The organism is Janthinobacterium sp. FW305-129, from assembly GCF_020858115.1.
Classification (GTDB): domain Bacteria; phylum Pseudomonadota; class Gammaproteobacteria; order Burkholderiales; family Burkholderiaceae_D; genus Janthinobacterium.
In genome coordinates this window covers 465,777-477,756 of the sequence record NZ_JACYMM010000002.1, presented here as the reverse complement: position 1 = coordinate 477,756, position 11,980 = coordinate 465,777, and the positions used below count along the sequence as shown (strand labels likewise).

Here is an 11,980-nt window from a genome sequence, read left to right as displayed (position 1 = left end):
TTTTAATCAGGAGCAGAGTATGACGATCAAAGTTGCAATCAATGGCTACGGCCGCATCGGCCGTAACGTGTTGCGCGCTTTCTACGAAGGCGGCAAGAAACAGGATATCCAGATCGTTGCCATCAACGACCTGGGCGATGCCAAATCGAACGCCCACCTGACCCGCTACGACACCGCGCACGGCAAGTTCCCGGGCACGGTTACGGTCGAAGGCGACAACATGATCGTCAATGGCGATCCGATCCGCGTATTCGCACAGCGCAACCCGGCTGAAATCCCATGGGGCGAGCTGGGCGTGGACGTCGTGCTGGAATGCACGGGCTTCTTCACCACCAAAGAGAAAGCTTCGGCTCACCTGAAGGGCGGCGCGAAAAAAGTCATCATCTCGGCACCAGGCGGCAAGGACGTCGATGCAACCGTCGTCTTCGGCGTGAACCACTCCGTGCTGAAATCGACCGATACCGTCATCTCGAACGCGTCGTGCACCACCAACTGCCTGGCACCGCTGGTCAAGCCATTGAACGACGCCATCGGCATCGAAACGGGCCTGATGACCACCGTGCACGCCTACACCAACGACCAGGTGCTGTCCGACGTGATGCATGAAGACCTGCGCCGCGCCCGTTCTGCCACCATGAGCATGATCCCGACCAAGACGGGCGCCGCTGCCGCCGTGGGCCTGGTGCTGCCTGAGCTGAATGGCAAGCTGGACGGCTTCGCCATCCGCGTGCCGACCATCAACGTGTCGCTGGTCGACCTGTCCTTCATCGCCAAGCGCGACACCACCGTGGAAGAAGTCAACGCGCTGATGAAAGCCGCGTCGGAAGGCGCCCTGGAAGGCATCCTGACGTACCAGACCGAACCGCTGGTCTCGATCGACTTCAACCACAACCCGGCGTCGTCGAACTTCGATTCGACCCTGACCAAAGTGTCGGGCCGCCTGGTGAAAGTATCGTCGTGGTACGACAACGAGTGGGGTTTCTCGAACCGCATGCTGGACACCACCGTTGCACTGATGTCGGCCAAGTAATTGTTGACCGCATAAGAAAAAACGCCCAGGTAGTTGCCTGGGCGTTTTTTTTCGTCCGTATGATTAGAAACGGCGCCGGTAGAAGCGCCACAGCAGGCGCAAGTCGCGCAGCACGGGCGCGCCGGACAGCAGGGTCAGCACGCCGGCCAGGATGATGGTGGCGGCGGGAAAACCGATGTGCTTGAAGGCGAGGGCGCCGCTGACGCCGCCGATGAAGAAGCAGCCGATCAGCAGGCTGTGCGTTCTCAGCTTGCCCCGGTTGACCTTGACCACGCGGTCCGGCAATTGCCTGCGGTTGTAATACGCCATCTTGCCCAGTTCGATGCCGATGTCGGTGGACAGCCCCGTCACGTGGGTGGTGCGGATGACGGCGCCGGAAATCTTGGTGATGATGGCGTTTTGCAAGCCCATCACAAAGCACAGCAGCAAGATGGTGACGGGACCGAGCACGTCGGGCATGGCGGCCAGGTAATTGCCCGCCAGGCCGAACAGCAGCAGTAGCGCCGCTTCCAGCAGCAGGCTGGCGGCAAACTGGCTGTGCAGCCGGCGCCGCTTGCCCCAGTTCACCATGATGGCCGTCACGGCCGCGCCGCTGACGAAGGCCAGCCAGGCACCCAGCGCGGCCAGCGCCACCGTGATATTGCCCAGCGCCAGGTCGTCCGCCATGCCCGAGACGATGCCCGTCATGTGCGAGGTATAGCCGCCGATGGCGAGAAAACCGCCCGCGTTGACGGCGCCCGCCACCAGCGCCAGCACGCAGCCCAGCTGCAGGTTGGCTTGCGTATCGCGCGCCGATCCGCTCAGGCGGGACAGGTAATGGAGCGGCATGCGGGCGCGTTTTCCTCTTGCCGTGGCTTATTTATAGATGCCGGAACCGACGATCATATTGTCGACCCGTTCGATGTAGCCGGATTTTTGTTCGACCACCTTGGTCAGGGGATTGGGCCACTTGAAGTCCACCCAGCCGCGTCCGGCCGGCGTGCTGGCCGTGGTAATCAGCGACTTGATGACGGCCTTGCCTTCATTGTCCTTCAGGTCGATCAGGTTCTTGCCGACCATCTTGGGATTGTTGCCGTGCGCCAGGGTGACGCCATTCATGTCGTACACATAAATGTACAGGTCGCGGTCATGGAAGCTGGTGTTGGCGGGATCGGCAATGGCGGCAAAGGCCTTTTCCTTGCCGTCGGCCTTGATCATGGCCACGGCGCGCTTGGTCATGGCGATGGCTTCATCCGCGCTGCCTCTGGGGGCGGCCCATGCCGTTGCCGGCATGGCGCAGATGATGAAACTGGCAACGAGGGCGTGGATGCCCGTTTTTACACTTGCCGTTTTTACACTTGTCTTCATACGCTGTCTCCTGGTATGGGCAACCCCGGCGCGGCCTGTTGTACGGCACTACTGGGAAGTGGAGTTGCCTGTACGTATCATACGCCGGCGCCGGGCTTATGCAATCGTCGCGGGAAAGATCGTGTGCCACAGGCGCATGACGTTGTCCGCATGCACGCGCACCCGTTCCGGTTCCACCCGGGCCAGGTCTTGCCCCTGCAGGCGCAGCTGGTGCTGCAGCTTGCGCAGCGCGCGGTAGGCGTCGGCCACCAGGGCGGCCAGTTGCGCGTCGATCAGCCCCAGCTCGCCGCACAGGCGCAGCAGGGCGATATTGCCCGAATTGGCCGTCAGCTGCGGATATTGCGCCGCATGCTGGAGCACCAGGTATTGCACCATGAATTCGATGTCGATCATGCCGCCCGGATCTTGTTTCAGATCAAAGCTGCCGGGGCGGGGCGGGTGGGCATCGAGCATTTTCTTGCGCATGGCCACGACTTCGCCCTTGAGCGGGCCGTTTTCCGGGCGTTCCTTGCGCAAGATTGTGTCGCGGATGCGTTCGAAATGCTTGCCGATGCTGACGTCGCCTGCGCAAAAGCGCGCGCGCGTGAGCGCCTGGTGTTCCCACACCCAGGCCGCGCTGCCCTGGTAGCGCTCGAAGGCTTGCACGCTGGACACCAGCATGCCCGAGGCGCCGTCGGGGCGCAGGGCGATGTCGATGTCGAACAGAATGCCGGCCGAGGTGTGCGAGGTCATCCAGGTGATAAAACGCTGCGCCAGCTTGGCGTACAGGCCGGGCGCGTCCTGGTCGTCGTCGTCGAACAGGAAGATAACGTCGAGGTCGGAGACATAGCCCAGTTCCTTGCCGCCCAGCTTGCCATATGCGATGACGGCGAATTTCGGCACTTCGCGGTGGCGCGTCGGTAACGTTTGCCAGACGGCTTGCACTGTGGCGGCGACGATGATGTCGGCCAGCTGCGACAGGTAATCGGCCAGTTTTTCCACGCTCAGGTCGCCCGCCAGGTCTTGCGCCAGGCACTGGAACAGCTGCGCGTGGTGCATTTCGCGCAGGATATCCATCTGCCGCTCCGTGTCGCCGGGGGCGTCGTCGAGCTGGCGCTGCAGGTCCAGCGCCAGCGCGGCCGGATCGGGCACCGTGTTGCGGATGCGCTCGTCTAACAGTTCATCGAGCAAAATCGGGTGCTGCGTGAGGAAGGTGGCGGCCCAGCCGCTGGCGCACACCATGCGCACGACCCGTTCCAGCGTGTGTGGGTATTCCGTCAACAATGACAGATAGGCCGAGCGGCGCGCAATCGCTTCCAGGAAATCGAGCAGCCGGCCCAGGGTGGCTAGCTGGCTGGCATTGCCGTTGGACACGGAGCAATCGGTGATCAGGGGCAGGGCGGAATTGACGAGGGCGACCAGACGCGTGCGGCTTGCCTCGGGCAGCGATTGCAAGCGCGGCGCCTGCCACGTGGCCAGCAAACGGCGCGCGCAGGCGGCCGGCTCATGGAAACCCAGGGCGGCGAAGCGCGCCTCGATGGCTTCCTGCTGGTCCGAGGCGGCGCAGTCGTTCGACGTTTGCGGGTCGATGCCCGTGTCGGCCGGCGGCGTGCCGCTGCTCTTGTCGCTGAACATTTCGTCGAATTGACCGGCGACAAACACGCGGTGCGCTTCCAGCTGGGCCAGCAGGGTGGGCGTGTCGGGCAAACCCATCATCTGCGCCACCACCAGGCGGTCGGCCTCGCTGGCGGGCAGGGTGTGGGTTTGCGCATCATCAAGATATTGCAGCCGGTGTTCGAGGTTGCGCAGGAAAGTGTATGAATTGAGCAACTGTTCCACGATGGCCGGTTCCAGCAAGCCCTTGTCCGCCACCGTGCGCAGGGTAGCGCGCGTGGAACGCTCGCGCAGCTCGGCGTCGCGCCCGCCCCGTATCAATTGAAACACTTGCGCGAGGAATTCGATTTCACGGATGCCGCCGCGGCCCAGCTTGACGTTGTTGCTGCGGTCGGGGTGCAGCCGCTCCTGGCGGTTGACCTCGGCGCGGATCTGGCCGTGCATGGTGCGGATGGCGTCGATGACGCCGAAATCGAGGTAGCGGCGGAAGACGAACGGGCGCACGATGGCGTCGAGGGACGCAATGTCTTCGGGCTTGCCCGTCACGGCGCGCGCCTTGACCCAGGCATAGCGCTCCCATTCGCGGCCTTGCACGATCAGGTATTGCTCCACCATGCCCAGGCTGGCGGCCAGCGGCCCCGAGTTGCCGTTCGGGCGCAAGGCCATGTCCACGCGGAAAGTAAAACCATCCTGCGTGATCTCGGCCAGGGCGGCGATCAGTTTCTTTCCCATGCGAATGAAAAACTCGTGGTTGGACAGGCTGCGCTGGCCCGGCAAGGTCGTTTGCGTGTCGCCATCTTCCGGATACACAAAGATCAGGTCGATGTCCGACGAGACGTTGAGCTCGCCGCCGCCCTGCTTGCCCATCGCCAATACCATCAAGGCCTGTTCCTCGCCCGATTCCTCGCCGACAGGCATGCCGTGCAGGGCCACCATCTCCGCCATGATGGCGTCCACATGCGTGCGGATGGCGAAATCGGCAAAGCCCGTCATGGCCGTGACGACTTCGTTCAAGTCCGCCTGGCCGCCCAGATCGCGTGCGATCAGGCCGCAGACGAGCAGGTTGCGCAGGCGGCGCATGGCCCGCTCGGGCGGCAGCGGCGGCGTGGCGGCGTTCGCCTGGGCGGCCAATTCGGCGGCAAAATCGAGCCCGTCCAGCGGCGCGCGCACCAGTTGCGCTACCTGCGCGGCGCGCTCGGGGGCGGCGTCCAGCCAGCGCTGGTAGAAACGGGAGGCGGAGATCAAAGGCTGTGTGCTCATGGTATCGGTAAGTGTCTCGTGGATGCTGCGTGCATGTTCTTGTTTAACTTGGCTGCGAACGGCGGGGGATGCGGTAAAATTGTGCCGCTGGCGCTAAGCCGCCGGCAGTGCGTGCTCTTCCGGACGATGGTAAGGGAGGCTTTGCTCTGACGCAAGCGCAAGGATGCAGGCGCGCACCACGAATGCAGACGATTTTTGCCATTATTTGACGCCGGGCCAGTTTATTAGCTTATTGATGCAAAAACCGCCAGAAGCAAGCGTGACAGAACATGTGCCACTGGCCCTGCGCTGGCAGCGGCTGCGTGCCGCCTATCGCATGGCCAACCTGGCCACCCACCATGTGCTGGGTTTTACCGTCAAACTGGTGCTGCTCGCGTATTTCGCCTTCGCCGTGCTGTTTTTGTTCCTGCGCTACGCGATCTTGCCGAATATCGATTATTACAAAGGCGATATCGAGCGGGCGGCCAGCCGCGCGCTGGGCAACCCCGTCAGCATTGCGCGTATTTATGCTTCCTGGCACGGCCTGCGGCCGAATCTCTTCCTCGGCGACGTGACCCTGCGCGACCAGGCGGGGCGCCAGGCGCTGAGCCTGCCGAGCATCTCGGCCACCGTGTCGTGGTGGAGCGTGCTCGGTTCCGTGCGCTTCACTACCCTGGAAATCACGCGGCCCGACCTGGACGTGCGGCGCAGCCTGGATGGCAAGCTGTACGTGGCCGGGGTATTGATCGACAGCACGCAAGGCAGCGATGGCAAGGGTGCCGACTGGCTGCTGTCGCAGCATGACGTCATCATCCGCGACGGCAAGGTGCGCTGGACGGACGAAGCGCGCGGCACGCCGGAGCTGGCTTTGTCGCAGGTCAACTTGCTGCTGCGCAACCGCTGGCGCAGCCACCGCCTGGGCTTGCAGGCCACGCCGCCGGCCAGCCTGGCCGCGCCCATCGATGTGCGCGCTCACTTCACCCATCCCCCTTTCAGCACGCGCATCTCGGATGTATCGATGTGGAAGGGCGAGCTGTACGCGGACCTGAAAAACGCCGACCTGGCCGCCTGGCGCCGCTACCTCGATTATCCGTTCGAACTGAGCCAGGGCAAGGGCGCCCTGCGCGCCTGGCTGAGCCTGGATCACGCGCGCCTGGCCGGTTTCACGGCCGACGTGGGCTTGACGGACGTGCAGGCGCGGCTGGGCGAGCATATCGCCCCGCTCGACCTGCTGTCGGTGAGCGGGCGCATTTCGGCAAAGGAAGAGCTGTCGGCGCAGGTGCCGGACGGCAAACCCACCTTTGGCGCGAATGGCCATCAGGTGGAATTGACGAATTTCGCAGTAGAAACCCGCGATGGCCTCAGCCTGCCGCCGACGACCTTGTCCGAACGCTTTATTGCCGCCACGAAGCGCAAGCCGGCGCGCACGGAAATCGCGGCCAAGTCGCTCGATTTGCAAACCCTGGCCGCGCTGGCCGACAAGCTGCCGCTGGGCGAGCAGCAGCGCCAGCGCCTCGACGCCCTGGCGCCGCGCGGCCGCCTGCAGGATTTTTCCGCGCAATGGGAGGGCGACATGGCCGCGCCCGCCAGCTACCGCCTGCGCGGCAAGCTCATCGGCCTGGGCCTGAATGCGCAGCCGGCGCAACTGGCTGTGGCGAAGACGGCGAGCAGCCCCGCGCAGGCCGCCGCGCCCGCCATCCCCGGTTTCGACCATTTGAGCGGCAGCATCGACGCCAGCGACAAGGGCGGCAGCATTGCCATCGACGCGCAGGACCTGGTGCTGCAATTGCCCACGTACTTGAGCGAACCGGCCATGCCGTTCGAACAATTCGCCATGCAGGCGCGCTGGACCTTCGAAGCGGAGAATATGCTGCAGGTCGAACTGGACAAGCTCGACTTCAATCAGCAAGGCTTGCGCGTCGCCTTGCAAGGCACGCACCGCCTGCCGCTCGACGGCAAGAACCTGGGCCAGGTCGACTTGACGGGGTCGATCGACAATTTCCAGATCAACACCATCGGCCGCTATCTGCCGCTGCAAACGCCCGAGCACCTGCGCCACTGGCTGACGGGTGCGCTGGAAGGCGGCGTGGCGCGCGATGTCAGCCTGCGCCTGCGTGGCGAACTCGAGCATTTTCCCTTCAAGGCCGACACGCCAGCCCAGCGTAACCGGGGCGATTTCCGTATCGCCGGCAAGCTCGAGAACGGCACCCTGAATTATGCACCCGGCGAATTTGCGGAAAGCGGGCCGCTGGCGGGCAAGGCGCCCCTGTGGCCGCAGGCGGAAAAGATCAAGGGCAGCTTCGTCTTCGAGCGGGCGCGCATGGAAATCCGCGGCGACACGGCCACCACGGGCGGCGTGGCCTTGACGAATGTCAAAGCCGTGATCCCCGACCTGACCGTGTTCGACACCTTGCTCGATATCGACGGCAACGCGGCCGGCCCGATGCAGGAATTCCTCAAGTATGTGACGGCCAGCCCCGTGCTGGGCTGGATCGAGCATTTCACGGATGAAACGACAGCGACGGGCAACGCCAAACTGGCCCTCAAATTGCACTTGCCGATCGAGCGCATGCTGGAAGCGACCGTGCAGGGCAGCCTGCAGCTGGCGGGCAACGACGTGGTGCTGTTCCACGACATGCCACCCGTGCTGGGCACGCAGGGCAAGATCGAGTTCAACGAAAAGGGCGTCAACCTGAATGGCTTGAACGGCAGCCTGCTGGGCGGGCCGCTGGCCGTCTCGGGCGGCACGCAGGCCGACAATTCCATCCAGGTCAAGATTGCCGGCAACATGACCATCGATGGCTTGCGCAAGACGTATCCGGCGCCCGTGCTGCAGCGCCTGGCGAAACATTTGAATGGCGGCGCCCGCTACAGCGGCCTGATCACGGCGCGCGACCACCAGGTGGTGGTCAATGTGGAGTCGCCGCTGACGGGCCTGGGCCTGGATTTCCCCGCTCCCCTGAAAAAGCCGGCCGGCGACAGCCTGCCCGTGAAATTCACCCTGACGGGCAATGCGGCCAACGGGGCCGGCCTGCGCACGGACGAGATCCGCATCGCGCTGGGGTCCGGCATCGCCGCGCGCTACCAGCGCCAGAAACAGGGTAAGGACGCCTGGCGCCTGGTACGCGGCGGCATCGGCGTGAACGTGCCGGCGCCGGAACCGGACAGCGGCATGATGCTCAATGTGAATTTGAAAACCCTGGACGTGGACAGCTGGATCGCCGCCGGCAGCGAGATCGCCGGCAGCGCCGCGGCCTCCGCCGAGGCCGATGGCGACGCACCTGATATCGCGCAATACGTGGTGCCGGACATGATGGCGGCCCGTGCCAGCGAATTGATGCTGGGCGAGCGCAAGCTGGAAAACGTGGTGGTCGGCGCCACGCACCAGAAGGATGTATGGCAAGCCAATATTGATGCAAAACAAGTGTCGGGCTATGTGACGTGGCTGGAAACGCCATCCGGCCTGGGCAAGATGACGGCGCGCCTGTCGTCGCTGATCATTCCGGAGTCGGCCGCCAACGATGTGAAGAATTTGCTGGAGGGAAAGAGCGGCGCCCAGTCGATCCCCTCGCTCGATATTGTTGCCGAGCAATTTGAACTGTTCAACAAGAAGATTGGCCGGCTGGAGTTGCAGGCCTATAACACCATGGCGGCGGGCGGGCGCGAGTGGCGCGTGGGCAAGCTGCAACTGTCGAACCCCGATGGCGCCCTGAGTGGCAATGGCAAATGGGTCATCAAGGATGGACTAAGCACGACCAGCCTGCGTTTCGGCCTCGATATCGTCGATGCGGGCAAGCTGCTCGACCGCTTCGGCTTTGCCGATACGGTGCGTCGCGGCAAGGGCCGACTGAGCGGCGACATCGCCTGGAACGGCTTGCCGTATTCGCTCGATATTCCCACCCTGTCGGGGCAGATCGAAATGAACGTGGAGTCGGGGCAGTTCCTCAAGCAGGATCCGGGCGCGGCCAAGCTGTTGGGCGTGCTCAGCCTGCAAGCCTTGCCCCGCTTGCTGAAACTCGATTTCCACGATGTGTTTTCCGAAGGCCTGGCCTTCGACGGCATCACGGCCAACGCCAGCATCAAGCGGGGCGTGGTGACCACCGACAACCTCAAGATGCACGGCGTGGCGGCCACGGTGCTGATGGATGGCACGGCCGATATTGCCAATGAAACGACGAATCTGCACGTGGTGGTGATCCCGGAATTTAACCTGGGCACGGGACCGCTCGTGTACGCGCTGGCCGTCAACCCCGTCATCGGCCTGGGCAGCTTCCTGGCGCAGCTGTTCCTGCGCGCCCCCGTGATGAAGGCGCTCACTTACCACATGCAGTTCGCCGGCCCGTGGAAGGCGCCCGTCGTGACCAAGCTCGATGGTGGTAAATTGGAGCCTGTCGCCTTGCCTGCCGCCGCGGCGGCGGAGGCCGTGGCGAAATAAGCGAGGCGTTCGAATGGATAAGAGGTGGCAATGATGCATACAGTCGCAGCGGTACAAATGATTTCCTCGCCGTCCGTGGAAGACAACCTGGCCACGGCACGGCGCCTGGTGGCGCAAGCCGCGGCCGGTGGCGCGCAGCTGGTGGTGCTGCCCGAATACTGGGCCATCATGGGCAAGCAGGAAACGGACAAGCTGGCTCATGCGGAACAGCCCGGCCACGGGCCGATCCAGGATGGCATGGCGCAGATGGCGCGCCAGCACGGGATCTGGCTGATCGGCGGCACCTTGCCCCTGATTTCCGGCGAGGAGGGCAAGGTCCTCAACACCACGCTGGTGTACGACCCGCAAGGCGAGCCGGCCGGCCGCTACGACAAGATCCACCTGTTCGGTTTTACGCGTGGCACCGAGTCCTACAACGAATCGCGCACCATCGTGCCCGGCGCGCAGGTGCGCGCCATCGAGACGCCGTTCGGCCGCGTCGGCCTGTCCATCTGCTATGACCTGCGCTTTCCCGAACTGTACCGCGCCATGGGCGATTGCGCATTGATCGTCGTGCCGGCCGCGTTTACCCACACGACGGGCAGCGCCCACTGGGAAGTGCTGCTGCGCGCGCGCGCCATCGAAAACCAGTGCTATGTGCTGGCCTCGGCGCAGGGCGGCCTGCATCCGAACGGCCGCCGCACCTGGGGCCACAGCATGCTGATCGACCCGTGGGGCGAAGTGAAGGCTGTGTTGCCGGAAGGCGAGGGCGTGGTGAGCGGCGAGATCGACCTGGTGTTTTTGGCCGGCGTGCGCGAGTCCTTGCCGGCGCTCGCCCACCGCACCATGTAAATTGAATGTTGAGAAAGAGTCATGATCCCATTTGAACCCAATCTGTCCAGCGTTGCCGTGGCGCGCGATATCCTGCTCACGCCGTTCGGCCTGGATGAAGACAAGCTGTTGAAAGCCCTGGGCACGATGTTTACGCACAAGGTCGATTACGCCGACCTGTACTTCCAGTCGACCAGGAGCGAAGGCTGGAGCCTGGAAGAGGGTATCGTCAAGACGGGCAGTTTTTCCATCGACCAGGGCGTGGGCGTGCGCGCCGTGTCCGGCGACAAGACGGCGTTTGCGTATTCCGACGACATTTCCGAGCGGGCCCTGCTGGAAGCGGCGGCGGCCACGCGCACCATCGCGCGCGCCGGTAGCGGCAAGATCAAGATCGCGGGCCAGACGCTGGCGCAGGGCGGGCGTTCCTTGTACCTGCCCAATGATCCGCTCGCTTCGCTCGATGCCACGGCCAAGGTGCAACTGCTGGAACGTGTGGAAAAGATGGCGCGCGCGAAAGACCCCCGGGTGGTGCAAGTGATGGCGGGCCTGGCCGGCGAATACGACGTGGTGCTGGTGCTGCGCAGCGACGGCGTGCTGGCGGCCGACATCCGTCCGCTGGTGCGCGTGTCAGTGACGGTCATCGCCGAGCAGAATGGCCGCCGCGAAACGGGCTCGGCCGGTGGCGGCGGGCGTTTCAGCTATGACTATTTCAGTGATGTTGTGCTGGAACAATACGCGACGGACGCCGTCAATTCGGCCCTGGTGAACCTGGAAGCGCGCCCGGCGCCCGCCGGCCCCATGACCATCGTGCTGGGCCCGGGCTGGCCCGGCATCCTGCTGCACGAAGCCATCGGCCATGGCCTGGAAGGCGATTTCAACCGCAAGGGCTCGTCCGCGTTTTCCGGGCGTATCGGCGAGCGCGTGGCCGCCAAGGGCGTCACCGTGGTCGATGACGGCACCCTGGCTGGCCGCCGCGGCTCGCTGAATATCGACGATGAGGGCAACCCCACGCAGTGCACGACCCTGATCGAGAATGGCATCCTGAAAGGTTACATCCAGGACACGATGAATGCGCGCCTGATGAAGATGCCCGTGACGGGCAATGCGCGCCGCGAATCGTTCGCCCACCTGCCCATGCCGCGCATGACGAATACGTATATGCTGGGCGGTGACAAGGACCCGGGCGAAATCCTTGCATCCGTCAAAAACGGCTTGTATGCCGTCAACTTCGGCGGCGGCCAGGTCGATATCACGAACGGCAAGTTCGTCTTCTCGGCCAGCGAGGCGTACATGATCGAAAACGGCAAGCTCAGCTACCCCGTGAAGGGCGCGACCCTGATCGGCAACGGCCCGGACGTGCTCAACCGCGTTTCCATGATCGGCAACGACATGCGCCTGGACTCGGGCGTGGGCGTGTGCGGCAAGGAGGGGCAAAGCGTGCCCGTGGGCGTAGGGCAGCCGACCCTGCGCCTGGATGGCATCACGGTCGGCGGCACGGCCTAGGTACTTGAACGGGCGTTGCAGGC

7 protein-coding genes are annotated in these 11,980 nt (G+C 64.2%); 4 read left to right on the top strand and 3 right to left on the bottom strand.

The features are described 5' to 3' along the window. The first annotated feature begins 19 nt into the window (after nt 1-19). Complete coding sequence (gene gap, locus IGS61_RS05770) at nt 20-1,030, top strand: type I glyceraldehyde-3-phosphate dehydrogenase (RefSeq protein WP_010395244.1); 1,011 nt, start codon at nt 20-22, stop codon at nt 1,028-1,030. A 63-nt stretch (nt 1,031-1,093) separates the two neighbouring features. On the opposite strand, the gene IGS61_RS05765 is transcribed toward gap, so the two are convergent. From IGS61_RS05765 to glnE, 3 genes are all read right to left on the bottom strand, one after another. Next, nucleotides 1,094-1,858 carry a YoaK family protein gene (locus IGS61_RS05765; protein WP_230538728.1) on the bottom strand — a complete coding sequence of 255 codons (765 nt, stop codon included), beginning with the start codon at nt 1,856-1,858 and terminating at the stop codon, nt 1,094-1,096. 27 nt (nt 1,859-1,885) lie between these two features. Next, the gene (locus tag IGS61_RS05760) at nt 1,886-2,377 is read right to left on the bottom strand and encodes a cache domain-containing protein (protein WP_230538727.1); all 492 of its coding nucleotides are present in this window, start codon (nt 2,375-2,377) and stop codon (nt 1,886-1,888) included. A gap of 96 nt (nt 2,378-2,473) precedes the next feature. After that, nucleotides 2,474-5,230: a bifunctional [glutamate--ammonia ligase]-adenylyl-L-tyrosine phosphorylase/[glutamate--ammonia-ligase] adenylyltransferase gene (gene glnE, locus IGS61_RS05755; RefSeq protein WP_230538726.1), complete on the bottom strand. Its 2,757-nt coding sequence runs from the start codon at nt 5,228-5,230 to the stop codon at nt 2,474-2,476. Nucleotides 5,231-5,489: 259 nt separating this feature from the next. On the opposite strand from glnE, the gene IGS61_RS05750 reads away from it, so the two are divergent. The 3 genes from IGS61_RS05750 to tldD are packed head-to-tail and all read left to right on the top strand — an operon-like array spanning nt 5,490 to nt 11,957. After that, nucleotides 5,490-9,644: a YhdP family protein gene (locus tag IGS61_RS05750; RefSeq protein WP_329958040.1), complete on the top strand. Its 4,155-nt coding sequence runs from the start codon at nt 5,490-5,492 to the stop codon at nt 9,642-9,644. A gap of 30 nt (nt 9,645-9,674) precedes the next feature. Continuing rightward, nucleotides 9,675-10,475 (top strand): carbon-nitrogen hydrolase family protein, encoded by an 801-nt coding sequence (locus IGS61_RS05745; protein WP_230538724.1) that lies wholly within the window; start codon nt 9,675-9,677, stop codon nt 10,473-10,475. Nucleotides 10,476-10,496: 21 nt separating this feature from the next. Continuing rightward, entirely contained in the window at nt 10,497-11,957 is a 1,461-nt protein-coding gene (tldD, locus tag IGS61_RS05740; RefSeq protein WP_230538723.1) for a metalloprotease TldD, read from the top strand. Nucleotides 11,958-11,980 lie beyond the last annotated feature (23 nt).